Source organism: Streptomyces broussonetiae, from assembly GCF_009796285.1.
In the GTDB taxonomy this organism is placed as follows: domain Bacteria; phylum Actinomycetota; class Actinomycetes; order Streptomycetales; family Streptomycetaceae; genus Streptomyces; species Streptomyces broussonetiae.
In genome coordinates this window covers 6,055,547-6,082,476 of record NZ_CP047020.1, presented here as the reverse complement: position 1 = coordinate 6,082,476, position 26,930 = coordinate 6,055,547, and the positions used below count along the sequence as shown (strand labels likewise).

The following is a 26,930-nucleotide window of genomic DNA, read 5'->3' as shown; positions in this document are numbered from 1 at the left end:
ATCAGTTGACCAAGTCCACGCAGACGCCAGCAGGTTCATACCCACACAGCGGTAGTGATCATAACTATCCGTGCTCGCGCATCGCTCGGCGCACGGCCGCACAAGGGGGCGCATGGCCAATATGGTCGGGGTATGACGACCGAGGCTGACTCCTTCCCCCGACGGCACGCCCGGACACAGCGGTTCACGCTCGGCGCGCCGCGTTCGTTCACCGTGGCGCCCGACGGTTCGCGTGTCGCGTTCCTGCGCTCCGGCTCCGGCACCGACCGGGCCAACTCCCTGTGGATCCTGGACCTTCCGGACGGCACCGAGCGCCCGGCGGCCGATCCGCGCGCCCTTCTCGACGGCGCCCTCGAGGAGCTGTCGGCCGAGGAGCGGGCGCGCCGGGAACGCAGCCGGGAGGGAGGTGCCGGGATCGTCGGCTACGCCACCGACACCGCCCTGGAGTTGGCGTCTTTCGCCTTGTCAGGACGGCTCTTCACGGCCGAGCTGCGGGCCGGCACGACGCGCGAACTCCGCGTCCCGGGACCGGTGATCGACCCGCGCCCCGCCCCCGACGGCCGGCACATCGCGTACGTCGCACAGGGCGCACTGCGGGTCGTGGGAGCCGACGGGGAGCAGGACCGGGCGCTTGCGGAACCGGAGTCGGAGGGCGTCGGTTACGGCCTGGCGGAGTTCATCGCGGCCGAGGAGATGGGGCGTTCACGGGGCTTTTGGTGGGCGCCGGACGGGAGCCGGCTGCTCGTGGCGCGCGTGGACGACACGCCGGTGAAGCGGTGGTGGATCGCGGATCCGGCCCACCCGGAGCGTGAGCCGGTTAACGTCGCCTACCCGGCCGCCGGCACCCCGAACGCGGACGTACGTCTGTTCGTACTGGGCCTCGACGGGCTGCGCACGGAGGTCGCGTGGGATCGGGCCCGCTATCCGTATCTGGCGCATGTGCACTGGTCAGCGGCGGGTGCGCCGCTGCTGCTGGTGCAGGCGCGGGACCAGCGCAGCCAGCTGTTCCTGGCGGTGGACCCGGAGACGGGTGCCACCCGGATGGTGCACGCGGATGAAGATCCGATTTGGCTGGAACTTTTCCCTGGGGTGCCCTGCTGGAGCCCCTCCGGGCAGCTTGTCCGTATCGCGGACGAGGGCGGCGCCCGGGTGCTCGCGGTCGGCGAACGGCCGCTGACCAGCGACCAGTTGCACGTCCGGGCGGTATTGGACGTGGGCGCGGACGACGTACTGGTTTCCGCCTCCGCGGGCGAGGAGGCACATGCCAGGGAAATTGGCGAAGTTCATGTGTACCGCGTGAACGAACTGGGCCTGGAACGTGTGTCGCAGGAGCCTGGTGTGCACACGGCGGTACGAGCGGGCGGTGTGACGGTGCTCGTCTCCGCGACCCTGGACCGGCCGGGCACCCGGGCGCAGGTGCTGCGTGACGGAAAACCGGCGGTCACTGTCCGGTCGTACGCCGAAGATCCCGGTTTGTCCCCCCGGGTGACCCTGATCGAGGGGGGCGCACGTCGAATTCCGTGCGCCGTGCTTATGCCACGGGACTACCCCGACGACACTCCCCTGCCGGTGTTGCTGGACCCCTACGGCGGTCCGCACGGCCAGCGGGTGGTCGCCGCGCACAACCCCCATCTCACCTCGCAGTGGTTCGCCGACCAGGGCTTCGCGGTGATCGTCGCCGACGGGCGGGGCACCCCGGGGCGCTCGCCGGCCTGGGAGAAGTCGATCCGGGACGAGGTCGCGGCCGTCGCCCTGGAGGACCAGGTGGCAGCACTGCACGCGCTCGCCGGGCAGTTCCCGCTGGATCTGGACCGGGTGGCGATCCGGGGCTGGTCCTTCGGCGGATACCTGGCGGCACTGGCGGCACTGCGCCGGCCGGACGTCTTCCACGCGGCGATCGTCGGCGCACCGGTCACCGACCTCAGGCTGTACGACACCCACTACCAGGAGCGCTATCTCGGCGACCCGGAACAGCGGCCGGAGGTCTACCACCGCAACTCGGTGGTGGACGACGCCGGTCTGGTCGACCCCGCCGAGCCGCACCGGCCGATGATGATCATCCATGGCCTGGCGGACGACAATGTGGTGGTCGCCCACTCCCTGAGGCTGTCCTCCGCCCTGCTCGCCGCCGGCCGCCCGCACGAGGTGCTGCCGCTGTCCGGGGTGACGCACATGACCCCGCAGGAGACCGTCGCCGAGAACCTGCTCCGGCTCCAGCTGGACTTCCTGCGGCGTTCCCTTCCCCACCAGGGAAAATGACCGGCGACCGCGTTAACACACAGGCAACTCCACGGAAGCCGGGGCGATATACGGACGCGGAAGTCTGATCAGCGTACGGCCGTGCGGGTGCCGTGAGCGGGCCGGGACGCGCCATGTCGTCCCGGCCCGCAGCCGTGTCCGGCCGCCACCGCCCGCAGCCGTGTCCGGTCGTACCCGCCACTGCCGTGCCCCGCTCACGCGGGCCCGTTGCGCCGCCCGCCCTCCCCCGTGACCGCCTGCCGTTCCGCGGCGAAGTGGCAGGCCGAGTCGTGCGCGGCCAGGGAGCCGGTGCCCCGGAACACGGCGGGGACGGCGAGCGCCGGCACCTCCACGGCACACCGCTCCTGGGCCTTCCAGCAGCGGGTGCGGAAGCGGCAGCCGGAGGGGATGTTCGTCGGCGAGGGCACGTCACCGGTGAGGATGATCCGCTCGCGCCGGTCGCGGGCCTCGGGGTCGGGCATCGGGACCGCCGAGAGCAGCGCCTGGGTGTAGGGGTGCGTGGGGTGGTCGTAGATCTCGGCGTCCCGGCCGATCTCCACGATCCGGCCCAGGTACATCACCGCGACCCGGTCGGAGATGTGCCGCACGATCGACAGGTCGTGGGCGATGAAGACGTAGGAGAGGTCGAACTCCGACTGGAGCCGGTCCATCAGGTTGATCACCTGGGCCTGGACGGAGACGTCCAGTGCGGACACCGGCTCGTCGGCGACGATCACCTCCGGGCGCAGGGCCAAACCCCGTGCGATGCCGATGCGTTGGCGCTGTCCGCCGGAGAACTGGTGCGGATAGCGGTTGACGTACTCCGGGTTGAGGCCGACCACGTCCAGCAGTTCCTGCACCCGGCGGCGCCGGTCGCCCTTGGGCGCGGCCTCGGGGTGGATGTCGTACGGTTCCGCGACGATGTCGCCGACCGTCATCCGGGGGTTGAGGGAGGTGTACGGGTCCTGGAAGACCATCTGGATGTTGCGGCGTACGGCCTTGAGGGCGCGGCCTGACAGCCGGGTGATGTCCTCTCCCTTGAACCGGATGGAGCCGGCGGTCGGGCGCTCCAGGTGGCACAGCATCTTGGCGACCGTGGACTTGCCGCAGCCCGACTCGCCCACGATGCCGAGGGTCTCGCCCTTGCCGAGGGTGAAGTCGACGCCGTCGACGGCCTTCACGGCACCGACCTGTTTCTTGAAGAGGACGCCCCGGGTGAGCGGGTAGTGCTTGACGAGTCCGTCGACCTCCAGGATCGGCTCACTGCTCGGGGCCATGCAGGCACTCCCTCCAGAAGTGGCAGGCGCTGCCCCGGTGTTCGCCGACCTCGTACAGCGGAGGTACCTCCGTGCGGCAGACGTCCCGGGCCATCGGGCAGCGGGGGTGGAAGGCGCAGCCGGGCGGGATGTTCATCAGGTTCGGCGGCAGGCCCTTGATGGCGTACAGCTCCTGGCCCTTCTGGTCGAGGCGCGGGATGGAGTCCAGCAGGCCCCGGGTGTAGGGGTGGGCGGGCGCCTTGTAGATGTCGTGGACGGGTGCGTTCTCGACGATCCGCCCCGCGTACATGACGGCGATCCGGTCGGCCACGTCCGCCACGACCCCCAGATCGTGCGTGATGAGGATCAGTCCCATGCGGTACTCGCGCTGCAACTCCGCGAGCAGGTCCATGACCTGGGCCTGCACGGTGACGTCGAGGGCGGTGGTGGGCTCGTCGGCGATGATCAGCGCCGGCTCCAGGGACAGCGCCATGGCGATCATGATGCGCTGGCGCATACCGCCGGAGAACTGGTGGGGGTAGTCCTGTACCCGCTGGGCGGCGGCCGGGATCCGGACCCGGTCCATCAGCTCGACGGCCCTGGCCCGGGCGTCCCTCCGCGACATCCCGCGGTGCACGACGAACATCTCGCCCAGCTGGTCCCCCACACAGATCACGGGGTTGAGGGCCGACAGCGCGTCCTGGAAGATCATGGCCATCCCGGCCCCCCTGATCTTCCGCCGCTCCTCTTCTTTCAGCCCCAGCAGATCCTGCCCCTGGAAGAGGATCCGCCCCCCGCTGATCCGCCCCGGCGGCATGTCGAGAATCCCCATGACGGCCTGGGCGGTCACCGACTTCCCCGAGCCCGACTCCCCGAGCACGGCGAGGGTCTGCCCGGCGTCGACCTCGTAACTCACCCCGTTGACGGCCCTGGCGATCCCGTCCCGGGTCCGGAACTCCACCTGCAGGTCACGCACTTCGAGCAGCACGACGCGATCACCTCGGCTTGGGATCGAGGGCGTCGCGGACCGCGTCGCCCAGCTTGACGAAGCCGGGGGCAGTGATCGCCGGAAGGACGGCAGGGCCGCACGAGGGCGCGCCCCCGCCCCGGGCTCTCCCACCCCCTCCACCGCCGCTCGCCACCCGGCCCCGCCCCGGGCACGGACCTCCACGCGCTCCCTGCTCTTCAAGGACCGTCACATCCTCACCTCAGCTTGGGATCGAGGGCGTCGCGGACCGCGTCGCCCAGCATGATGAAGGCCAGGACCGTGACGGCGAGGGCCCCGGAGGGCCACAGGAGGGCGTGGGGGGCGTTGCGGACGTAGGGGGAGGCGGCGGAGATGTCGATGCCCCAGGAGACGCTGGGCGGTTTGAGGCCCACGCCGAGGTACGACAGGGTTGCCTCCAGGGCGATGTAGGTGCCGAGCGCGATCGTCGCCACGACGATGACGGGGGCCACGGCGTTGGGCGCGATGTGGCGCAGCAGGATGCGGCTGTCGGAGGCGCCGAGGGCACGGGCGGCCTGGACGTAGTCGTTCTGCTTGGCGGTGATGACCGAGCCGCGGGCGATCCGGGAGATCTGCGGCCATCCGAGCAGCACCATGAATCCGATCACCGGCCAGACCGTGTTGCTCGTCACCACGGACAGGAGGACGAGACCGCCCAGGACCACCGGGATCGCGAAGAAGATGTCGGTGATCCGGGACAGGATCGCGTCCCACGCCCCGCCGAAATAGCCCGCCAGACCGCCCAGCACCGAGCCCAGGACCGCCACCCCCAGCGTGGCCAGCACGCCGACCGTGACGGACGTACGGGCGCCGTAGACGGTGCGTGTGTAGACGTTGCAGCCCTGGCCGTCGTACCCGAAGGGGGCGCCCGGTCCCGAGCCGTCCTGGGCCCTGGCCAGGTCGCAGGTCAGCGGGGAGCCGGAGGCGATCGCCGAGGGCCACAGGGAGATGACGACCAGGAAGACGATGACCAGCGCGGAGAGCAGGAAGACCGGGTTGCGGCGCAGGTCCCGCCAGGCGTCGGACCACAGGGAGCGCGGCTTGGCCGCGGGCCCGGTGCCCTCGGGACCTCCGGGGGTCTTCTCGAGCGTCGTCGCCTCGCTCGCCGCGAGGTCCATCGCGCCGCCCATGCCGGTACCGGCGATCACGCCCTCGGGTTCGTACGGCGGCTGCTCAGGCATAGCGGATCCTCGGGTCGAGTACGGCGTACAGGAGGTCGACGAGGAGGTTGGCGACCAGGAAGACCAGCACGAGGACCGTCACGAAACCGACGACCGTCTGGGTGTTCTGGCGCAGGATGCCCTGGTAGAGCTGGTAGCCGACGCCGTGGATGTTGAAGATGCGCTCGGTGACGATCGCGCCGCCCATCAGCGCGCCGATGTCGGTGCCGATGAAGGTGACCACGGGGATGAGCGAGTTGCGCAGCAGGTGGCGTACGACGACCCGGTGTCTGGGCAGGCCCTTGGCGATGGCCGTACGGACGTAGTCGGACCGCTTGTTCTCGGCGATCGAGGTGCGGGTGAGCCGGGTGACGTAGGCCAGCGAGACCGAGGCGAGCACCAGCCCCGGCACGATCAGCTCGTCGAACGCCGCGGCCGGCGAGACGGACGGCCTGACCCAGCCCCACTCCACGCCGAGCAGCAGCTGCAGCAGCAGACCGGTGACGAAGGTGGGCACGGAGATGACCACCAGGGTGCCGAGCAGGACACCGGTGTCGACGGGCCGGCCGCGGCGCAGGCCCGTCACCACGCCCAGCGCGATCCCGACGACGATCTCGAAGAGGATGGCCACGACGGTCAGCCGGATCGTGACGGGGAACGCCGACGACATCAGCTCGGTGACCTTCTGCCCGTTGAACGCCGTACCGAAGTCGCCGGTGAAGACGTTGCCCATGTAGGTCGCGTACTGCTGCCAGACCGGCTTGTCCAAGCCGAACTCCCGCTTGAGCTGGGCGGCCGTCGCCGGATCGCACGCCCGCTCGCCGCACAGGCCCGCGATGGGATCGCCCATCACGTTGACCATCAGGAAGATCAGCAGCGTCGAGCCGATGAACACCGGGATCATCTGCAGCAGCCGCCGCACGACATAGCGCCCCATGCGGCTCAGCCGACCTTGATCTCGTTGTAGACCGGCACGCTGAAGGGATTGAGCGCCACATGGGACAGCCGCGAGGCGTAGCCGGCGCTGCCGTTCTGGTACCAGAGCGGGATGGCTGCCATGTGGTCGCGGACGACCTTCTCGGCCTGCTGGAAGAGCGCCACGGCCCGGGACCGGTCGGTCTCGGCGTTGGCCCGGTCCACGAGCCGGTCGAACTCCTGGTTCGACCACTTGCCGTCGTTGGACGAGGCGTTCGTGTAGTACAGCGGCTGCAGGAAGTTCTGGATCAACGGGTAGTCCATCTGCCAGCCGGCCCGGAAGGGACCGGTCATCTTGTGCTGCCCGATCTGGTTGCGGAAGTCGGCGAAGGTGCCGACCGGGTTGCCCACGCAGGCCGTGTCGTTGCCGAGGGCGTTGTTGATGGAGTTGCACACGGCGTCCACCCACTGCTTGTGCGAGCCCGTGTCCGCGTTGTAGGTGATCTTCAGTCGGCCGCCGGGGATGCCGCCGCCCTCCTGGATGAGCTTCTTGGCCTGCACCGGGTCGTAGTCGCAGGCGTGGCCGCACAGTCCGGCCTGGAAGCCGCCGGCCGTACCGAGGACCGGGGAGGTCCAGTCGGTGGCCGGGGTGCGGGTGCGGCGGAAGATGGTCTCGGTGATCTGCTTGCGGTTGATCGCCATGGACAGGCCCGTACGGACCTTCTGTGCCCCGCTCGTGTTCCACCCGGGGTCGTAATAGGGGAAGGCCAGGGTCTGCAGGATGCCGGCCGGGGTGTTGATGTAACGGCCGTTCAGGTCGGTCTCGACGTTCTTGAGCTGGGTGGCGGGTACGTCGTCGACCAGGTCGAGGTTGCCGGCCAGCACATCGGTGTACGCGGTGTTGCTGTCGGTGTACACAAGGAGGGTCACCCCGACGTTGCGGGCCGGGTCGGGCCCGGGATAGCCGTCCCATTTCTTCAGGGTCATGGCCGAGCCCTTGGTGTACGAGTCGATCTCGTAGGGCCCGTTGCCGACCGGCTTGCTCAGCCAGGCCGCGTGGTCGGTGAAGAAGGCGCGCGGGAGCGGGGCGTAGGCGACGTAGCCGAGGGTGTCGGGAAAGCTGGAGAACTTCTGGCCCAGCCGGACGGTGAAGGTCCTCGGGCCGGTGACCCTGAGGCCGGACAGGGTGTCGGCGCGCTGGAGGCCGCTGTCGGGGTGGACCTGGTCGTAGCCCTCGATGTAGCCGAAGAAGTAGGCGTTCTTCTGGTTGTTCTTCAGGCTCGCCCCGTAGTTCCAGGCGTCCACGAAGGACCTGGCGGTCACCGGCTCGCCGTTGCTGAACCTCCAGCCGTTCTTGACGGTGATCGTGAAGTTCCGCGAGTCCGGGGTGTCGATGCGCTCGGCGAGCATGTTCTCGGCCTTGCCGGTCCTCGGGTCGTACTTCTTCAGGCCCCGGAAGATCATGTCGAGGACCTTGCCGCCCTGCACCTCGTTGGTGTTGGTGGGCTCCAGCGGGTTCTGCGGATCGCCCCAGGAGGAGGTCAGCACCCCGGCTCCGCCGTATCCGCCGCCGCCCCCGCAACCGGCGGCCAGCACCCCCGCGGCGATCGCGCAGCCGGCCCACCGGACGCGCGTGACTCCACGCATGGCGTGCCTCCTCCGCGGTCGCTGACGCGATACCGGCCGGATAGCGGTCGGATAACGGCAACTATCGGTCGATGCACCGCATATCGCACGCCCGCCGCCGGATTGAAGGGCCTTTAGAGGGACACGTCATCCGATTGCAGGCAGCCATCCGGGAGCGGTCGGACGATCTTGCGGACGAACGCAACAGATCTCTACGCAACGATGCTGAAACGTTGGATTGCGACGTGTCGATGTACGCATGTCGACACACGACCGTCCGCATATCGAACTTGTTGACCGATTCGCGCAGTTGGTCCGATGTGAAGCACGGATTGGTTACAGCGCACTACCCGCGTAGCTACGGAATGGTCAAGCTGGAGTAAAGAAGGTAAATAGGCAACCAAGGCGACCGAGAATTTATTGACCTTGAATGAATTGCGTTGAAAAAGTCCGGCGTAGCCCGTAGGGAGCGCCCTTGCGGAGCCTTGACCCACAAGGCACGGAGCATCATGACCACCCCCTCCCCTTCCCCGGCCGCCCCACTCGAGGTGACCGACGAAGACAGCGCCGCATCGGCGAAGCCCGGCACCCCCAAGGGCTCCGAGAGCCGCTCCCCGGGGCGCCTGGCCTGGATCCGCTTCAGGCGGGACCGGACGGGCGTCATATCTGCCTTTGTGGTGATCTTCTTCTTTGTCGTGGGCATCGGCGCACCGCTGATCGCCAAGCTGTACGGCAAGGACCCGTACACGACGTACGGCATGAACATCCCGGGACTGCTCAACCAGTTCAACTACCCGGTCAAGCCCAACGGCGGCATCAGCTCCGACTTCTGGTTCGGCATCGAGCCGCAGCTCGGGCGGGACGTCTTCACGTTCCTGCTCTACGGCATCCGCAACTCGCTGATGATCGCGACGGCCGCCGCTCTGCTGACGACCGTCCTCGGCGTCGTCATCGGTATCACCGCCGGCTACCTGGGCGGCAAGACGGACTACTTCGTCGGCCGCGTGATCGACATCCTGCTGGCGTTCCCGCAGACCCTGTTCTTCATCGCCTTCTGGCCGGTGGCCATCGCGATCTTCGTCTCTCCCGACGAGAACACCCCGACGTGGCTGACCGTCGTCAGCCTCATCGTGGTGATGACGGTCTTCGGCTGGGCCTCCATCGCCCGACTTCTGCGCGGTGAGGTACTCGCCCTGCGCGAGCGGGAGTTCGTGGAGGCGGCCAAGGTCACCGGCGCCTCCCCGGCCCGCATCATCTTCAAGGAACTGCTGCCCAACCTGTGGACCCCGATCCTCATCCAGGCAACGCTGCTCCTTCCGACCTACGTCACCACGGAAGCGGCTCTCGCCTTCCTCGGCGTCGGGCTCTCGGACCCGACCCCCGACTGGGGCGTGATGATCCAGAACGGCGCCAAGGTCTACCAGGACGACATCACCTTCATGCTCTTCCCGGGTGTGGCGATGGTGCTCTTCGTCGTCGCGTTCAACCTTCTCGGCGACTCGGTCCGTGACGCACTGGACCCGAAGACCAAGCGCTGAGTTCCACTCCGGCCGGGCGACGGGGCCCGGCCGGGGTCAAGCACCTCTTGTCATCCACTAAGAAAACGGGTCAGCCATGTCTCTCTCCCGCAGAAACTTTGTCATCGCCACCTCTGTCGCGGCCGCGGGCTCGACGCTGCTGTCCGCGTGCAGCAGCGGCGGCGGGGGCGGCACCGGCAACACCCCCACCGACGGGGCCACCTCGTACACCGGTGCCAAGGTCGCCATCGGCACCAAGGCCGACTCGACCGGCCCGGCCCCGGAGATCCCCGGTGCGAAGAAGGGCGGCACGATCTACGGTCTGGCGCCGCAGGACTTCTCCCACCTGGACCCGCAGCGCATCTACTTCGCGTACAACTCCTCGGCCGCGCTGCTCCTGCACCGCTGCCTGACCGGCTACAAGGTCGACGCCTCGGGTCACGAGACCCTCGTCGGCGACCTCGCCACCGACACCGGCACGGTCTCCAAGGACAACAAGACCTGGACCTTCACGCTGAAGGAGGGTCTGAAGTGGGAGGACGGCAGCGAGCTGACCGTCGACGACGTCCGCCACGGCATCGAGCGCCTGTGGGCCCCGTTCATCACGGAGAGCGCCACCTACGTCCAGATGGCGCTGACGGGCAAGGGCGCCAAGTGGCGTGACGCGTACGAGGGCCCGTACAAGGGCAAGCACCTCGACTCGATCGTCACCGACAAGGCGAAGCGGACCATCACCTTCCAGCTCGCCGAGCCCAAGCCGGACTTCAACTTCACGCTGGGGATGCACTCCTACGCCGCCACCTCGGTGAAGCTGGACACCAAGGAGAAGTACGACAAGCAGCCGGCCGCCTGCGGTCCGTACAAGATCAAGGCCCACACGACCGACAAGTCGATGGTCCTGGTCCGCAACAAGTACTGGGACCCGGCGACCGACTCGATCCGCAACGCGTACCCGGACGGCTTCGAGTTCACCTTCGGCATCGAGGCCCTGGACTCCACCGACCGCTTCATCGCGGACCAGGGCAACGACCAGTACGCCGTGTCGATCTACAAGGGCGTCCCGGCCGAGCGCATCCAGAAGGTCCTCACCGACCCGGCGCTGAAGGCCCGCAGCTTCAACGGCCTCACCCCGGGCATCTACTACTACGCGATCAACACCAAGCGCGTCACCGACCTGAAGGTCCGCCAGGCCCTGAACTACGCCTGGCCGCTGCAGCAGATCCGGCAGATCTACGGCGGCCCGTCCGCCGGTGACTTCGCCACCTCGATCCTCAGCCCCGACATCATCGGGTACGAGAAGTACGACCTCTACGGCAAGCTCACCAAGCCGCAGGGCGACCCGGAGAAGTCCAAGGCGCTCCTCAAGGAGGCCGGCAAGCTGGGCATGAAGATCGTCTACGCGTACCCGAAGGACCCGACCTACGACAAGACCAAGGTCGTCATCGAGAACGCGCTGAAGGCGGCCGGCTTCACTCCGGTCATCAAGCCGGTCGACAACACCACGTACTACGACCAGATCCAGCAGATCAACAACAGCTACGACGTGACGTGGTTCGGTTGGTCCTCGGACTGGCCGACCGCCTACACCATGATCCAGCCGCTGTTCGACGGCGCTGCCATCGGCAACGGCCAGAACAACATCTCGCAGACCAACATCAGCTGGATCAACGACGGGATCAAGAAGAACGCGGTGATCGCCGACCAGCAGGAGGCGGGCAAGGCCTGGGCCGCGCTGGACAAGCGGATCATGCAGGAGGTCGCGCCGATCATCCCCGAGACCTTCCAGCGCCGCTACTTCCTGTTCGGCTCGAAGGTCGGCGGCGCCCAGTTCGACCCGCAGTTCTCCGCGACCCTGCTGTACAAGACCTTCGTGAAGGCCTGACGTACGACCCCCGGCGGGGCGGCCACCACACCGCCCCGCCGCCTCACCCCCTACGGCATCCCGTCAGGAAAACCCAACTGCCATGCTCCGCTTCCTCATCCGCCGGACCCTCGGCGCCGCTGTGATCCTGCTGATCATCAGCGCCCTGGTGTTCGTCCTGTTCTACGCCGCTCCGCGTGACCCCGCCCGCATCGCGTGCGGCAAGGTCTGCACCCCCGAGACCCTGGCCCTGGTGAAGAAGAACCTGGGGATCGACCACTCGCTCCCCGTGCAGTACTGGGACTGGCTCAAGGGTGTCTTCGTGGGACGTGACTATGCGTCCTACGGGCATTGCAGCGCGCCGTGCCTCGGCTACTCCTTCCAGAACCGCGAGCCGGTCCTCGGCACCATCGAGGACCGCTTCCCGACCACGCTCTCCCTGGCCATCGGCAGCTCCGTGGTCTTCCTGATCTTCGGCGTCGGCACCGGCATGCTGGCCGCGGTCAAGCAGGGCAAGGCCCTCGACAAGATCGCCAGCTCCGCCTCGCTGGTCGCGTCCTCGATGCAGATCTTCGTCGTCGGCGTCTTCGCCACGTACCTCCTCGTGGACCAGTGGCACCTGCTCGACCGGGCCAACTACACGCCGTTCACCCAGAACCCGGGCCAGTGGTTCACCGGCCTGCTGGTGCCCTGGCTGGTGCTGTCGCTGATCTTCACCGCCAACTACACCCGTATGACGCGCTCCCAGATGGTCGAGTCGCTCAGCGAGGACTACGTGCGCACGGCCCGTGCCAAGGGCCTCTCCCGCCGGACGGTGTTCTTCCGCTTCGCCTGGCGCGGCGCGATGGGCCCGATCATCACCATCTTCGGCCTCGACCTCGGCACCCTGCTCGGCGGCGCGATCATCACCGAGCAGACCTTCAGCCTCCAGGGCATCGGCGCCCTGTCGGTGAAGGCGGTCAGCACCAACGACCTGCCGATACTGCTCGGCGTGGTCCTGGTCGCCGCGGCCGCGATCGTCGTCTTCAACATCATCGTCGACGCCGCGTACGCCCTCATCGACCCGCGCGTACGCGTCGCCTAAGGAGAGAGACCATGAGCACTCCCTTCCTCTCCCTGCGCGACCTGCGGGTCCACTTCTCCACCGAGGACGGCATCGTCAAGGCCGTCGACGGGCTGTCGTTCGACCTGGAGAAGGGCAAGACCCTCGGCATCGTCGGCGAGTCCGGCTCCGGCAAGTCCGTCACCAACATGGCGATCCTGGGCCTGCACGACCCGCGCAACACCACGATGGACGGCGAGATCCTGCTCGACGGCAAGGAGCTGATCAGCGCCACCGAGTCCGAGCTGGAAAAGCTGCGCGGCAACAAGATGTCCATGATCTTCCAGGACGCGCTGGCCTCGCTCTCGCCGTACCACACCATCGGCGCCCAGATCGCCGAGACGTACCGCAAGCACACCGGCTGCTCCAAGAAGCAGGCCCGGGACCGCGCGATCGAGATGCTGCGCCGCGTCGGCATCCCGCAGCCCGACACCCGGGTGGACGACTACCCGCACCAGTTCTCCGGCGGTATGCGCCAGCGCGCGATGATCGCCATGGCGCTGGTGAACGACCCCGAGCTGCTGATCGCCGACGAGCCGACCACGGCCCTCGACGTGACGGTCCAGGCCCAGATCATGGACCTGCTCAAGGACCTCCAGCAGGAGTTCGGCACCGCCATCATCTTCATCACCCACGACCTCGGCGTCATCGCCGACATCGCGGACGACGTGCTGGTGATGTACGGCGGCCGGTGCGTGGAGCGCGGCACCAAGAAGCAGGTGCTGAGCCAGCCGGACCACCCGTACACCCTGGGCCTGCTGAACTCGATGCCGAGCCTGGACGGTCCGGTCGACGTGCCGCTCTCCCCCATCCCCGGCTCCCCGCCCTCGCTGCTCAACCCGCCGTCCGGCTGCCGCTTCCACCCGCGCTGCGCGTTCGCCGAGAAGGTCCCGGGCGGCCTGTGCTCCACCGAGCGCCCGAAGCTCGACGTGGTCGAGGGCCGCGGCGCCGCCTGCCACCTCACCCAGGAGCAGAAGCAGGACCTCTTCGCCGACTTCGCCGCAACCCGGCACAACTGACGGACACCAGACGGGACTTCACGACCATGAGCAACACGAACCCCCTCCTGGACGTCTCCGGGCTCACCAAGCACTTCCCGATCAAGGGCGGCTTCCCGATCCGGCGGACCGTCGGCGCGGTGCAGGCCGTGGACGGGCTGGACTTCCAGGTCGCCGAGGGCGAGAGCCTGGGCCTGGTCGGCGAGTCCGGCTGCGGCAAGTCGACGACGGGCCGGCTGATCACCCGCCTCCTCGAGCCGACCGGCGGCAAGATCACCTACCGTGGTCAGGACATCAGCCACGCGGGCCGCAAGGAGCTGGCGCCGATCCGCTCCGAGATCCAGATGATCTTCCAGGACCCGTACGCCTCGCTGAACCCGCGGCAGACGGTCGGCAAGATCATTTCCGGTCCGATGGAGATCAACGACATCAACCCGGAGGGCGGCCGCGAGAAGCGGGTCCGTGAGCTCCTGGAGATCGTCGGCCTGAACCCGGAGCACTACAACCGCTTCCCGCACGAGTTCTCCGGCGGCCAGCGCCAGCGCATCGGCGTGGCCCGCGCGCTCGCTCTGGAGCCCAAGCTGATCGTCGCCGACGAGCCGGTCTCGGCCCTGGACGTCTCGATCCAGGCGCAGGTCGTCAACCTGCTCCAGAAGGTCCAGAAGGAACTGGGCATCGCCTTCGTCTTCATCGCCCACGACCTCGCGATCGTCCGGCACTTCTCGCAGCGCGTCGCGGTCATGTACCTCGGCAAGATCGTCGAGATCGCCGACCGCGACGACCTGTACGACAACCCGCGCCACCCCTACACCCGGGCCCTGCTCTCCGCCGTGCCCGAGGCGACGGTGGACGCGGAGCAGCGTGAGCGCATCCGCCTGGTCGGCGACGTCCCCTCGCCCATCAACCCGCCCTCCGGCTGCCGGTTCCGCACCCGCTGCTGGAAGGCGACGGAGAAGTGCGCGACGGAGGCACCGACCCTGCTCCAGGTCGACGGCAACAAGCCCGGCCACCTGACCGCCTGCCACTACCCGGAGACGCAGGAGACGATCCCTGCTCCCCGGCTGCCCAAGGACGCCCTCTCCAAGGACCCCGAGGCAGCGGCCTGACACACCCCTTTTCCGTCAGCCGCCCCTCGTCGGAACGGACTTTCACCGGCCCATTGACCCGAGCCCCTGAACGTCCGCTTCCAGGGAACGAAGGCCCGCGCCTCCCCAGGCGCGGGCCTTCGGCACACGGCCGAGCAATCATCAAGTACTCCGATCGGGCTGATAGTTGAGAGACCCTCAAGAAGTCCACGGGAACCTGACACACCGTTCGGCATCGTGTGTCACACTGCCGCGGTGGTAGATCACTCGTTCACCGATCTCTCGCTTGCCGCGCTCTACGACAGCCTCAACCCCTGGGGGCCGGGTGACGACTTCTACCTCGGTCTGGTCCGGGAGGCCCGCTCGGTGCTCGACATCGGATGCGGTACCGGGCGGCTGCTGCGGCGGGCCCGGGACGAGGGGCATCCGGGGCGGCTGACCGGGCTCGATCCGGCCGCCGCCATGCTCGTACAGGCCCGGCGGGCCCGTCGGGACGGCGTCGAGTGGGTGCTCGGGGACGCCCGGGTACGGCGCTGGGACGGGGAGTTCGACCTCGTCGTGATGACCGGGCACGCCTTCCAGGAGCTGGTCGGGGACGAGGAGATCCGCAGCTGCCTCAAGGGCGTCCGCGCGGCCCTCGCCGACGGCGGCCGGTTCGTCTTCGAGACCCGCAACCCGGCCGCCCGGGCGTGGGAGAAGTGGACTCCCGAGCGGGTGTACGAGGTCACCGCCGCCGACGGCACGCCGGTGCGCGTGTGGCACGAGGTCCAGGGCGACGGGCCTCGCGCCGGACGCGTGCGGTTCACCGAGACCTATGACGGCGACGGGTGGCCCGCCCCTCGGGTCGGCCACAGCGTTCTGCGCTTCCTCGACAACGAGTCGTTGCACAGCCTCCTCGCCGACGCCGGGCTCACGATCGCAGAGCAGTACGGCGACTGGGCGCGGGGGCCGCTCACCCCCGCCAGTCCCGAGATCATCACCGTGGCCCGGGCGGGCAGCGGGGCGGGGTGAACCCTCGGACGCGGGCCGGGCGCGGCGGGAGCCGCACCTGCCGGTGGACATGGGCCGGGCCCAGTCGTGGGAAGAAGTCGCCTCGGAGACCTCACATTCCAGGAGGCTGCGTCGTCACAGAGGCATGAACGTGAAAGTGACGAGACAGGCCGTGCTGGGTCTGTTCATCGTGGCCGGTCTCTACGTGGGTGTGTGGGCCTACTTCGCGCCGCAGCACTGGTACGAGACGTTCCCCGGGTTCGGCCGTAACTGGCTTCCTCAACTCGGTCCGTACAACCAGCACTTGGCGAAGGACGCCGGGGCGACGTACATGGCGCTGGCTGTGCTCAGCGCCATCACCCTGCGGTACGTACGCAGCGATCCCATGGTGCGGACGACCGGTGCGGTGTGGCTGACCTTCAACGTGCTGCACCTCGTCTACCACATGCAGCACCTGCACATGTACGGCACGACTGATCAGGTCCTCAACGTCGCGGTGTTGTCCGCACAGGTACTGCTCGCGACCCTCCTGCTGCTTCCCCTCTCCCCCGACACACCCTAGGAGCACAGCCCCATGCGTATTGCCGTAGCGGGTGGCACGGGTCTGGTGGGCCGGTACGTCGTCGAGGCCCTGACCGCTGCCGGAGACCAGGCCGTCCTCATCTCACCGTCGCGTGGCGTGGACCTCCTGACCGGCCGGGGCCTGAGCGAGGCACTCGACGAGGTCGAGGCCGTGGTCGACGTGACCAACTCCCCCAGGACGGCGGCCGGGGCGGCAACCGCCTTCTTCGAGAAGGCGGGCCGCAACCTGCTGGCCGCCGAGGAGCGGGCCGGAGTGCGCCGTCATCTGACGCTGTCCGTCGTGGGCATCGACAGGGCCAGCGGGTTCGGCTACTACCGGGCGAAACTCGCGCAGGAAGAGGTGGTCAGGAAGGGGCCGATCCCGTGGACCATCCTGCGGGCCACCCAGTTCCACGAGTTCGCCGAGCAGACCCTCGCCCAGATCTCCGGCCCCGTCGCGATCGCCCCGCGCCTGCGCTCCCAGCCCGTCGCCGCCCGGGAAGTGGGCCACGCCCTGGCCGAGCTGGTGAAGAATGAGCCCCAGGAGTATGCGCCGGAGCTGGCCGGTCCCAGGGAGGAGCAGGTGGTGGAGATGGCGCGGAGCGTGCTGCGGGCAACGCGCAGACGCCGGCTGCTGGTTCCGCTCAGGCTGCCCGGTGCCGCCGGAGCCGCGATGAGCGGTGGAGCGTTGCTCCCCACCGGCCCCGGACCCCGCGGTGTGCAGACCTTCGAGCAGTGGCTGGCCGAGCACCACCACTGAACCCCCCGGCGACGACACGCCTTCTGCTCGCCGCCCCGACAGGAGCACACCATGAGCGCACCCGCCCCGGGAACCGACCCGTCGCTGCACACGCTGTTCGCCGAGCGCCGCAGGCTGATCAACCTCAGTTACCGCATGCTCGGCTCGGTCCAGGACGCCGAGGACGTCGTACAGGAGACCTACATCCGGTGGTACGCCCTGTCCGAGGACGAACAGCGGGCCATCTCCTCACCCATGGCCTGGCTGACGAAGGCCGCCACCCGCATCTGTCTCGACCACCTCGCCTCGGCCCGGGTGCGCCGGGAGCGCTACATCGGCCAGTGGCTTCCCGAGCCCCTGCGCGACAGCGGCACATGGAGCAGTGCCGGCGGTGAAGCGGGGCGGCTCAGCACGCGTGACCCCGGTGACCAGGTCACCCTGGACGAGTCGGTGAGCATGGGCATGCTCGTCGTGCTGGAGTCGATGACGCCGGCCGAGCGCGTCGCGTTCGTCCTGCACGACGTCTTCGGCATGCCGTTCGCCGAGGTCGCCGACACCGTGGGACGCAGCCCGGCCGCCTGCCGTCAGCTCGCTGCCTCGGCTCGTCGGCAGGTGACCCGCGCGCGCTCTCGTACCAACGACGCCTCCCGGCACAGCAGCGTCATCGCGGCGTTCCGTCTGGCGTGCGAGACCGGTGACCTGGATGCACTCATCGACCTGCTCGCCCTCGACGTACGCTCCCACTCGGATGGCGGCGGCAAGGTCCGCGCCGCCGCACGAGCCGTGGTCGGCCGGGACAAGGTGGCCCGGCTGCTCCTCGGTCTCATGCGCAAGGAGCCCGGCATGGACCTGGTCGAGGAGCACGTCAACGGACGCCTCGGATTCGCCGTCCGCCTCGACGGCAACACGATCGCGGTCATCGCCGTCGACGTCGGCAACGACGACAGGGTCACGGATCTGTGGATGGTGCTCAATCCCGACAAGCTCCAGGCGTGGCAGACCGGCGACGAGGCACAGTCCGCCGGCCCGTCGAGGATCCCGCCGCTCGGCAACCTGTGACCCGCCCGGCCGGCCACCGCTTCTCGCGGTGCCCCCCGGGACGCCGGTCCGCTTCCGTCGACCGCGGTCCTGGTGGGCGACGGCGACCGTCGCCCACCAGTCCTCACGCAGAGCGGTCGTTCCCGGCCCGCCGGCCCTTGCACGGTGTGGACGGGAACCCACCAGCCGCGGAGTACTGCTAGGAGGACTCCGCGTTCCCCTCCAGCGCCGCCAGCGCCGGGTCCAGGACGATGTCCTCCTCGCGCTCGGTGGTCGGGTCCTCCGGGAAGTGGCAGGCCGTCAGGTGGCCTTCGTGGTTCCCGGAGAGCCGGACCAGGGGCGGTTCCTCGGCCGCGCACTTGTCCTGCGCCTTCCAGCAGCGGGTGCGGAAACGGCAACCGGAGGGCGGGGAGATCGGCGAGGGGACGTCACCGGCCAGGCGGATGCGCTCGCGCGCGGTGCTGTCCTCCTCCGTGAGGTTCACCTCGGGTACGGCGGACAGCAGGGCGTGCGTGTAGGGATGACGGGGGCGGGTGTAGATGGAGGCGCGGTCGCCCACCTCGATGATCTTCCCGAGGTACATGACCGCGACGCGCTGCGAGAAGTGCCGGACGATCGCGAGGTCGTGGGCGATGAAGACGAAGGCGATGCCCAGTTCGTCCTGGACCTTCTGCAGGAGGTTCACCACCTGCGCCTGGATCGAGACGTCCAGGGCCGAGACCGGCTCGTCGGCGACGATCAGCTTGGGCTCCATGGCGAGTGCGCGGGCCACGCCGATGCGCTGGCGCTGGCCGCCGGAGAACTCGTGCGGGAAGCGGTTGTAGTGCTCCGGGTTCAGGCCCACGATCTCCAGGAGTTCACGGACCCGCTTCTCGCGGCCGCCCTCCGGCTCGATCCCGTTGATCTCCATCGGACCGGAGATGATCTTGCCCACCGTCTGCCGCGGGTTCAGCGACGAGTACGGGTCCTGGAAGATCATCTGGATCTCGGAGCGGATCGGCGCCAGCTCCTTGCGCTTGGCGTGGCTGATGTCCCGGCCGCGGTAGGTGACCGACCCGGCCGTCGGCTCCAGCAGCCGGGTGATCAGCCGGCCCGTCGTCGACTTCCCGCAGCCGGACTCGCCGACCAGGCCGAAGCTCTCGCCCGTGTGCACGGTCAGGTCGATGCCGTCGACGGCCTGCACCGCGCCGACGGTCCGCCGGATCGGGAAGCCGCCCTTGACCGGGAAGTGTTTGGTCAGCCCCGAGACCTGAAGCAACGGCTCCCCGTCCGCGCCCGCGTTCGTCTCGCGCGGTGCCGGGAGGACCAGGTCCTCTTTCATGCCGGTGTCCTCCTAGGACGACGACTGGTGCGACGGTGGCGACCTAGCCCAGTGCGGGCTTGATCTCCTCGATGAAGATGGTCCGCTTCTGGTCCGCGGTGAGATGGCAGGCCGACGCCCGGTCAGGCGCCAGCAGCGGGCGCTCGTGGACACAGCGGCCCGTGCCCCCCACCCGGTCCTGGAAGGTGCAGCGGGGGTGGAAGCGGCAGCCGGACGGCGGGGTGAGCAGCGAGGGCGGCGTACCGGGGATCGGGGACAGCCGGGCGCCCAGGTCGGAGTCCAGGCGTGGCATCGAGTTCAGCAGGCCCCAGGTGTACGGGTGCTGGGGCGAGCGCAATACCTGGTTCGTCGTGCCCCGTTCCACCGCGCCGCCCGCGTACATCACCATGATGTCGTCGGCCATGTCGGCGATCACCCCCAGATCGTGGGTGATGAAGATGATGCCGGATCCGAACTCCTGTTGCAGGTCCTTGAGCAGATCCAGAATCTGCGCCTGCACGGTCACGTCGAGGGCCGTCGTCGGTTCGTCGGCGATGAGCAGGTCGGGGTCGCAGACCAGCGCCATGGCGATCATCGCGCGCTGGCGCATGCCGCCGGAGAACTGGTGCGGATAGTCCTTCGCCCGCTCCCGGGGGTTGGGGATGCCGACCTTGCCGAGCATCTCCACGGCCCGCTCCCAGGCGGCTTTCTTCGAGGCGCCGTTGTGCTTCATGTACGGCTCGGAGATCTGCCGGCCGACGGTGTAGTACGGGGAGAGGGCGGTGAGCGGGTCCTGGAAGATCATGGCGACCTTGTTGCCGCGCAGCTTCTCCAGCTCGGACTCGCGGGCCGTGGTCAACTCCTTGCCGTCCAGCAGGATTTCCCCCTCGACGGTGGTGAACATGGGGTTGTGCAGGCCGAGGATGGTCAGGTTGGTCACCGACTTGCCCGAGCCGGACTCCCCCACGATGCCGAGCGTCCTGCCGCGCTCCAGGTCGAAGGAGAGCCCGTCCACGGCCCGTACGACGCCGTCCTCGGTCTTGAAGCTGACGTGCAGGTCCCGCACGGAGAGAAGGGGGGCGCTCATGGTGGCTGTTTCTCCTTCGGCCTCAGGACAGCCGCACGCGCGGGTCGATGAAGGCGTAGGTGGCGTCGACGACGATGTTGAACAGCAGGATCATGCTGGCCGAGAAGAGCATCACGCCGAGCAGCAGCGGCAGGTCGCTGAAGTTGACGGCCTGGACGGCGAGGTTGCCGAGGCCCGGCAGGCCGAAGGTGAACTCGGTGATGATGGCGCCGCCGAACAGCGAGCCCAGGTCGATGCCGAAGATGGTGACGATCGGGATCAGCGAGCCGCGCCAGGCGTAGCGGAAGAACACGTACTGCCGGGACATGCCCTTGGCGCGGGCGGTGCGGACGTGTTCCTCCTGGAGCTGTTCGATCATCGAGGACCGGGCCATACGGGTGTACTGCGCGGCGAAGATCGTGGACAGCACCACCCACGGGATGATCAGGCCGCTGAACCAGCTGACGGGGTTCTGGGTGATCGGGGTGTAGCCGGGCTTGTCGAACCAGTGGGTCTGGTAGACGAGCAGCGCGAGGGCCAGCGGTCCGAGGAAGTAGATCTGCAGCGAGCCGATGACCATGGAGCCCGCGGTGGCCGCCTTGTCGACCAGCGTGCCGCGCCGCCAGGCGGCGAGCAGCCCGGTGCCCAGGCCGACGAGCAGGAAGCACACGGCCGCACCCAGGGTGAGCGAGACGGTGGTGGGCAGGCGGTCCTTCAGCGTGCCCCAGACCTGCTCGTTGGTGTGGTACGAGTACCCGAAGCAGGGGGCGGGGCAGGGGCCCTGGGCGAACTGGCTGCTGCCCAGGACGAGGTTGTGCAGGAAGATCCAGTACTGCTCGGTGATGGGCTTGTCGAGGCCGAGCACATGGTGGATGTTCGCGATGCTGTCCGGGTTGCAGGTCTTGCCGCACATCAGCAGTGCCGGGTCCCGGGGCACCCCGAAGAAGAGCAGGAAGGCGACGATGCTCAGCAGGAACAGAATGACGACGGCACCGATGATCCGTCGCACGAGGAAGCGCAGCATGACAGGGCAGCTCTCAGACGTCGGCGGCCGGGTCGGTGCCCGGCGCGCCCCGGGGACGCGGGCGCGCCGGACACCGGACGGGGACGGTTACTTGAGGAAGAGTCGGCGCGGGTCGACGCCGCCGATCACGTCGTCGTAGACGAGGCCGCCGACCTTGGAACCGGCGATCTGGGTCTGCTTGTAGTAGGCGGTCGGGACGACGTTGACCACCTTGGTCAGCATGTACTCGTCGAGCTTCTCCCACTCCGTCGCCGCCTTGACCGGGTCGTTGATCCGGTTGATGCGGTCGATCTCGCTGTTCACGTGCGAGTCGTTGATCTGCGAGTAGTTCTGCGCGCCGTTGGCGATCTGCCGGCCGTCGTACAGCGGCGGGATGACCGTGGAGGCGGACGGCCAGTCGGCGCCCCACGCGGTGTGGAAGATGTCGTAGTTGTTGTTCAGCTTGGAGACCTGGTCGTAGTAGGTCTCGGACGGGATCTCCTGGCGCTGCACGTTGAAGCCGGCCTTGCTCAGGCCCGCCGCCATGGCGGTGGAGTACTGCTGCCCCTCGGGGGTGTTGATGTAGCCGAAGGTCAGCTTCATGTTGAGCTTGCCCGCCTCCTGGAGCAGCTTCTTGGCCTTGGCGGGGTCACCGGCGGGGTTCTTCTTCTTGCCGAACGGGTCGAAGGAGGCGTTGTAGCCGGAGACGGTCGGGGAGAGCACGCCGCCCGCGACCTCCATCGCGTCGGTGCCGCCGTAGGCCCGCACGAACGGGGTGATCGGCAGGGCGTAGGCGATGGCCTCGCGGATCCGGATGTCCTTCATCTCGGGCTTGCTCATGTTGATGTTCATCTGGCCGACGTACGGCTGGTAGCCGGAGACCGTGCGGGACTTCATCTTCGGGTCCCTGAGCACCTGGGAGAGGTTGCCCGCGTCCACCTGGTTGCTGAAGCTGATGCCGCTCTGGTCGGGCCCGCTGTCCGCGAGCAGGGCCTTGGTGGAGGTCTCGAACTGCTGGTTGAACAGGATGTTGAACCTGTCCACGTACTGGTGGCGGATCGGGTCCGTCTTGGGGTCCCAGTTCGTGTTCCTGACCAGCACCATCGACTTGCCGGACTGGAACGACTGGATCTTGTACGGGCCGGTCGTGACCGGACTCTTGTCGTACTTCTGCTGGGTGTCGCCCTTGGCGGAGACGACGGAGTAGCCGGCCATCGCCAGGGTGTACGGCAGGTCCGGGTGCGGCGTCTTGAAGTGGAAGATGACGGTCTTCGCGTCCGGCGTCTCCAGGACGCTGTTCGGCAGGTGCTGTCCCTTGTAGGGGCCGTTCGGCAGCAGTTTGCGGTAGTCGGAGCCCGAGGTGTTCGCGAGCCACTGCTGGAGGTAGGCCGGGCCCTGGGTGATGAAGGGCGCGAAGAGCCGCTCGACGCTCTGGCGGACGTCCGCGGAGGTGATCGGGGTCCCGTCGTCGAACTTGATGCCGCTCTTGAGCGTGTACTTCCAGGTCTTGCCGCCGTCGGTGGTGGTGCCGGAGTCGGTGGCGAGGTCGCCGACGATCTCGTGCTGGTGGCCGTCGTTGCTGGTCGTCTTGTAGCCGGTGAGGCCTCTGTGGATCAGCTGGGCCAGGGCCATCTGGTCGGAGACGTAGATCTGGGCGGGGTCCAGGTGGGCGAAGGTGTCACGCTGGAGCACCTCCATGGTGCCGCCGGACTTGGCTCCGGCCACGGCGGCCGCGGGCCCGGTGGAGTCGGCCGCGCCCCCGAACTTGATGGACGCCTGCTGGCTCTTGGCGTTCTGCTGGTCCTTGTCGCTGGTGCCGGTGTCGCTGCCGCCCTTGCTGCAACCGGTGAGCACGAGAGCTCCGGCCGCGAGCACGCTGAGTGCGCCGAATGCGTGGCGCCCGCCCCTACTCATCACGAGGATTCCCACCCATCTGTGAAACTGACGTTCCGTCGGATTGCGGTACGGGGATTGCGGTACGGGGTCAGCGCGCGGTCTTGGGATCGAAGGCGTCTCTGACCGAGTCCCCGAGCAGGTTGAACGCGACGACGAAGATGATCATCGAGATGCCGGGGAAGAACATGTAGGTGATGTCGTTCTCCATCACCAGCTGGGTGGACGCCTTGGAGAACATCTGCCCCCAGTCCGGCGTCGGTTCGACGATGCCCACGCCGAGGTAGGACAGACCCGCCTCGGCGGTCACGAAGTTGGGCAGCAGATACGTCGCCTGCACCAGCAGCGGGGTCACGATGTTCGGCAGGATCTCCTTGCGGATGATCCGCCATGGCGAGGCCCCGCTGACCTTGGCCGCCTCGATGAACTCCCGTTCACGCAGGGCCAGTGCGGTGCCGCGCAGGATGCGGCCGAGGCCCATCCAGCCCAGGAACCACTGGACCAGGATCAGGGCGAGCACCCGGACGTAGGTGGGGGTCTGGTCACGGGGGCTGACGAACAGGGAGACGACGACCGGCATGCTGGCGATGAAGAACAGCTGGGCCGGGAAGGCGAGCAGGAAATCGATGACGCGGCCGATGAAGTAGTCGGTCCTGCCGCCGAGATAGCCGGCCGCGACGCCGAGCAGGATGCCGGTGACGACGACGGCGAGGGTGACGGCGACCGAGATCATCAGCGAGGTGCGGATGCCGTAGATCAGCTTGGTGAAGACGTCGTAGCCGTTGCCGGGCTCGAGTCCGAACCAGAACTGGCTGCTGATACCGCCGTTGGGCTGCACCGGCACGCCGGCACTGTCGAAGAGGTCCGGGCGCTCGTCCGCGTAGACGGTGTACGGGTTCTTGCCGTACAGCTTGGCGATCAGCGGTGCGAGCAGGCCGACCAGGAAGAAGAAGCCCACGACGTAGGCCGAGATCACGCCCGTGCGGTCGCGCTTGAAGCGCATCCACATCAGCCGGCCGGGAGACCGGCCCACGAGCTTGACGGCTTCGCCCTGTACGTCCGGCCCTGGTGCGCCGTCGAGGACGACAGAGGCTCCGCCGCCCTCAATATCGATAGGACTTGTCACGGTTTGTCCGTTTCAAGATATGAGTGACTCCACGCATTCACCAACAGGAAGGGGATTGCGCCTCGCCTCCGACACCCCTGACGGAGGATCAGGCACCCCTTGGTGCTCGCGAGTCGGCGCACTGTCCCCACAGTGCGCGACCCATTGACCCGAGCGCTACGCGGCTAACTATCTGCCATGGGCCCACTACCGACCACTGCCCGTAGATCTCAATTCAGTCACGGCTCGCGGCCAGACCTTTCAAAATCTGGACAAACTGTTCGCCGGAAGAAGGCGCGAAACGGACTTGTTACATGGGTATCGGGCAGCGATCTCCGCAAGTCGGACAAAGGCCTTCCAAAAACGGGTTGCAAAAAGCCCGGGCACCTCCCCTTCGGAGGTGCCCGGGCTCAACTGCCGGTGGATCAGCCGTGCTTGGCGCGGCTCGCGGCGCGGGCACGCTCGCGGGCGTCCAGGTTCACCTTGCGGATGCGAACGGCCTCCGGGGTCACCTCGACGCACTCGTCGTCACGGCAGAACTCCAGCGACTGCTCGAGCGACAGCTTGCGCGGCGGCACGATCGACTCGGCCACGTCGGCCGTCGAGGACCGCATGTTGGTGAGCTTCTTCTCCTTGGTGATGTTGACGTCCATGTCGTCGGAGCGGGAGTTCTCGCCGACGATCATGCCCTCGTACACCTCGGTGCCCGGCTCGGTGAACAGCACGCCGCGCTCCTGGAGGTTCGTCATCGCGAACGCGGTGACGGCGCCGGCGCGGTCGGCGACCAGCGAGCCGTTGTTACGGGTCTGGAGCGTGCCGAACCAGGGCTCGTGGCCCTCGTGGATCGAGTGGCCGATGCCCGTGCCGCGGGTCTGGGTCAGGAACTCGGTCCGGAAACCGATCAGACCGCGGGACGGCACGACGAACTCCATGCGCACCCAGCCGGAGCCGTGGTTGGACATGTTGTCCATGCGGCCCTTGCGGACGCCCATGAGCTGCGTGACGGCGCCCATGTGCTCCTCGGGCACGTCGATCGTCATGCGCTCGACCGGCTCGTAGACCTTGCCGTCGACTTCCTTGGTGACGACCTGGGGCTTGCCGATGGTCAGCTCGAAGCCCTCGCGGCGCATCTGCTCGACCAGGATGGCGAGCGCCAGCTCACCACGGCCCTGGACCTCCCAGGCGTCCGGCCGCTCGGTCTCCAGGACGCGCAGCGAGACGTTACCGATCAGCTCGCGGTCCAGGCGGTCCTTGACCTGGCGGGCGGTGACCTTGCGGTCCTTGACGGCCGACTTCGCGTCGGCGCCCTTGCCGGTGCCGCCGCGGCCGACCAGCGGCGAGGTGTTCGTACCGATGACCATGGAGATCGCGGGCTCGTCGACCGTGATCAGCGGCAGCGGGATCGGGTTCTCGGTGTCGGCCAGGGTCTCGCCGATCATGATGTCCGGGATACCGGCGACCGCGCAGATGTCACCCGGGCCGGCCATCTCGGCGGGCTTGCGGGTGAGCGCCTCGGTCATCATCAGCTCGGAGATGCGCACGTTGCTGATGGAGCCGTCGCGCTTGATCCAGGCGACCGTCTGGCCCTTGCGCAGCTCGCCCTGCTCGACGCGGAGCAGCGCGATACGGCCGAGGAAGTTGTCGGCGTCGAGGTTGGTGACGTGGGCCTGGAGCGGGGCGGCCTCGTCGTAGGTCGGGGCCGGGATGTGCTCCAGGATCGTGGAGAAGAACGGCTCCAGGCTGTCGCTGTCGGCGGGGACCGTGCCGTCGGCCGGCTTGGTCAGCGAGGCGACGCCGTCACGGCCGCAGGCGTAGACGATCGGGAACTCGATCTGGTCCTCGTCCGCGTCCAGGTCCAGGAACAGGTCGTAGGTCTCGTTGACGACCTCGTCGATCCGGGAGTCCGGGCGGTCCGTCTTGTTGATGCACAGGATGACGGGCAGGCGCTGCTGGAGCGCCTTGCGCAGCACGAAGCGGGTCTGCGGCAGCGGACCCTCGGAGGCGTCCACGAGCAGCACGACGCCGTCGACCATCGACAGACCGCGCTCGACCTCGCCGCCGAAGTCGGCGTGGCCGGGGGTGTCGATGATGTTGATGGTGATGGGCTCCCCGCCGTCCTTGGGGTGGTACTTCACCGCCGTGTTCTTGGCGAGGATCGTGATGCCCTTCTCACGCTCCAGGTCGTTCGAGTCCATGACCCGGTCGTCGACCTGGTCGAGCTGGTGGGCGGCGAACGCGCCGGCCTGCTTCAGCATGCCGTCGACGATGGTGGTCTTGCCGTGGTCGACGTGGGCGACGATGGCGACGTTGCGGATGTCGTGGCGCGTGGCCATAAGTTGCCGTACTCCCGGATGGTGAGGAAAGCCTGCGCGTACGTCTGCGTTACGCGGGCCTTGCCGGGCTTGACACGCCACGGCCTCACCCCATGGTACGTGGCCCCGAGGGAGTCGGCCTCCTCAGGGCCATGTGAT

Annotated in this window: 21 protein-coding genes; 10 read left to right on the top strand and 11 right to left on the bottom strand. The window is 68.2% G+C overall.

The features are described 5' to 3' along the window. The first annotated feature begins 132 nt into the window (after positions 1-132). On the top strand, positions 133-2,259 hold the full coding sequence (locus GQF42_RS28150; RefSeq protein WP_158924409.1) for a S9 family peptidase: 2,127 nt from the start codon (positions 133-135) through the stop codon (positions 2,257-2,259). Between the two features lie 194 nt (positions 2,260-2,453). Here GQF42_RS28150 and GQF42_RS28145 read toward each other — a convergent pair whose 3' ends face one another. The 5 genes from GQF42_RS28145 to GQF42_RS28125 all read right to left on the bottom strand — a co-directional run bounded on the left by GQF42_RS28145 (position 2,454) and on the right by GQF42_RS28125 (position 8,222). Beyond that, entirely contained in the window at positions 2,454-3,515 is a 1,062-nt protein-coding gene (locus GQF42_RS28145) for an ABC transporter ATP-binding protein (protein ID WP_158924407.1), read from the bottom strand. Beyond that, a complete protein-coding gene (locus GQF42_RS28140; RefSeq protein ID WP_158924405.1) occupies positions 3,499-4,482 on the bottom strand; it encodes an ABC transporter ATP-binding protein in 984 nt (327 codons plus the stop codon). The genes GQF42_RS28145 and GQF42_RS28140 overlap by 17 nt, the downstream gene beginning before the upstream one ends. 215 nt (positions 4,483-4,697) lie before the next feature. After that, a complete protein-coding gene (locus tag GQF42_RS28135; RefSeq protein WP_158924403.1) occupies positions 4,698-5,681 on the bottom strand; it encodes an ABC transporter permease in 984 nt (327 codons plus the stop codon). Further along, the gene (locus GQF42_RS28130; protein ID WP_158924401.1) at positions 5,674-6,597 is read right to left on the bottom strand and encodes an ABC transporter permease; all 924 of its coding nucleotides are present in this window, start codon (positions 6,595-6,597) and stop codon (positions 5,674-5,676) included. Before GQF42_RS28130 ends, GQF42_RS28135 begins: the two co-directional genes overlap by 8 nt. A gap of 5 nt (positions 6,598-6,602) precedes the next feature. After that, on the bottom strand, positions 6,603-8,222 hold the full coding sequence (locus GQF42_RS28125) for a peptide ABC transporter substrate-binding protein (protein ID WP_158924399.1): 1,620 nt from the start codon (positions 8,220-8,222) through the stop codon (positions 6,603-6,605). Between the two features lie 488 nt (positions 8,223-8,710). Here GQF42_RS28125 and GQF42_RS28120 point away from each other — a divergent pair, with 488 nt between their 5' ends. From GQF42_RS28120 to sigJ, 9 genes are all read left to right on the top strand, one after another. Further along, positions 8,711-9,739, top strand: a complete 1,029-nt coding sequence (locus tag GQF42_RS28120) for an ABC transporter permease (protein WP_158924397.1) — start codon at positions 8,711-8,713, stop codon at positions 9,737-9,739. Positions 9,740-9,815: 76 nt separating this feature from the next. Continuing rightward, positions 9,816-11,600 (top strand): ABC transporter substrate-binding protein, encoded by a 1,785-nt coding sequence (locus GQF42_RS28115; RefSeq protein ID WP_158924395.1) that lies wholly within the window; start codon positions 9,816-9,818, stop codon positions 11,598-11,600. An 82-nt stretch (positions 11,601-11,682) separates the two neighbouring features. After that, positions 11,683-12,663: an ABC transporter permease gene (locus GQF42_RS28110; protein WP_158924393.1), complete on the top strand. Its 981-nt coding sequence runs from the start codon at positions 11,683-11,685 to the stop codon at positions 12,661-12,663. A gap of 11 nt (positions 12,664-12,674) precedes the next feature. Then, positions 12,675-13,700 carry an ABC transporter ATP-binding protein gene (locus tag GQF42_RS28105; protein WP_158924391.1) on the top strand — a complete coding sequence of 342 codons (1,026 nt, stop codon included), beginning with the start codon at positions 12,675-12,677 and terminating at the stop codon, positions 13,698-13,700. Between the two features lie 26 nt (positions 13,701-13,726). Next, positions 13,727-14,785 carry an ABC transporter ATP-binding protein gene (locus GQF42_RS28100; protein WP_158924389.1) on the top strand — a complete coding sequence of 353 codons (1,059 nt, stop codon included), beginning with the start codon at positions 13,727-13,729 and terminating at the stop codon, positions 14,783-14,785. A 234-nt stretch (positions 14,786-15,019) separates the two neighbouring features. After that, a complete protein-coding gene (locus tag GQF42_RS28095; RefSeq protein ID WP_158924387.1) occupies positions 15,020-15,775 on the top strand; it encodes a class I SAM-dependent methyltransferase in 756 nt (251 codons plus the stop codon). Between the two features lie 136 nt (positions 15,776-15,911). Then, positions 15,912-16,316, top strand: coding sequence for a hypothetical protein (locus tag GQF42_RS28090; RefSeq protein WP_233273493.1), 405 nt, complete (start codon positions 15,912-15,914; stop codon positions 16,314-16,316). Between the two features lie 12 nt (positions 16,317-16,328). Next, positions 16,329-17,075 carry an SDR family oxidoreductase gene (locus GQF42_RS28085; protein ID WP_158924383.1) on the top strand — a complete coding sequence of 249 codons (747 nt, stop codon included), beginning with the start codon at positions 16,329-16,331 and terminating at the stop codon, positions 17,073-17,075. A 51-nt stretch (positions 17,076-17,126) separates the two neighbouring features. Next, a complete protein-coding gene (sigJ, locus tag GQF42_RS28080; RefSeq protein ID WP_158924381.1) occupies positions 17,127-18,113 on the top strand; it encodes an RNA polymerase sigma factor SigJ in 987 nt (328 codons plus the stop codon). A 178-nt stretch (positions 18,114-18,291) separates the two neighbouring features. Here sigJ and GQF42_RS28075 read toward each other — a convergent pair whose 3' ends face one another. The 6 genes from GQF42_RS28075 to typA form a co-directional block, all read right to left on the bottom strand. Beyond that, positions 18,292-19,413 (bottom strand): ABC transporter ATP-binding protein, encoded by a 1,122-nt coding sequence (locus GQF42_RS28075; RefSeq protein ID WP_158924379.1) that lies wholly within the window; start codon positions 19,411-19,413, stop codon positions 18,292-18,294. Between the two features lie 43 nt (positions 19,414-19,456). Next, positions 19,457-20,479, bottom strand: a complete 1,023-nt coding sequence (locus GQF42_RS28070) for an ABC transporter ATP-binding protein (RefSeq protein WP_158924377.1) — start codon at positions 20,477-20,479, stop codon at positions 19,457-19,459. Between the two features lie 22 nt (positions 20,480-20,501). Further along, complete coding sequence (locus GQF42_RS28065; protein ID WP_158924375.1) at positions 20,502-21,482, bottom strand: ABC transporter permease; 981 nt, start codon at positions 21,480-21,482, stop codon at positions 20,502-20,504. A gap of 87 nt (positions 21,483-21,569) precedes the next feature. Beyond that, entirely contained in the window at positions 21,570-23,375 is a 1,806-nt protein-coding gene (locus tag GQF42_RS28060; protein ID WP_158924373.1) for an ABC transporter substrate-binding protein, read from the bottom strand. A gap of 70 nt (positions 23,376-23,445) precedes the next feature. After that, positions 23,446-24,480, bottom strand: coding sequence for an ABC transporter permease (locus GQF42_RS28055; protein ID WP_158924371.1), 1,035 nt, complete (start codon positions 24,478-24,480; stop codon positions 23,446-23,448). 404 nt (positions 24,481-24,884) lie between these two features. Further along, the gene (typA, locus tag GQF42_RS28050; protein WP_158924369.1) at positions 24,885-26,792 is read right to left on the bottom strand and encodes a translational GTPase TypA; all 1,908 of its coding nucleotides are present in this window, start codon (positions 26,790-26,792) and stop codon (positions 24,885-24,887) included. Positions 26,793-26,930 lie beyond the last annotated feature (138 nt).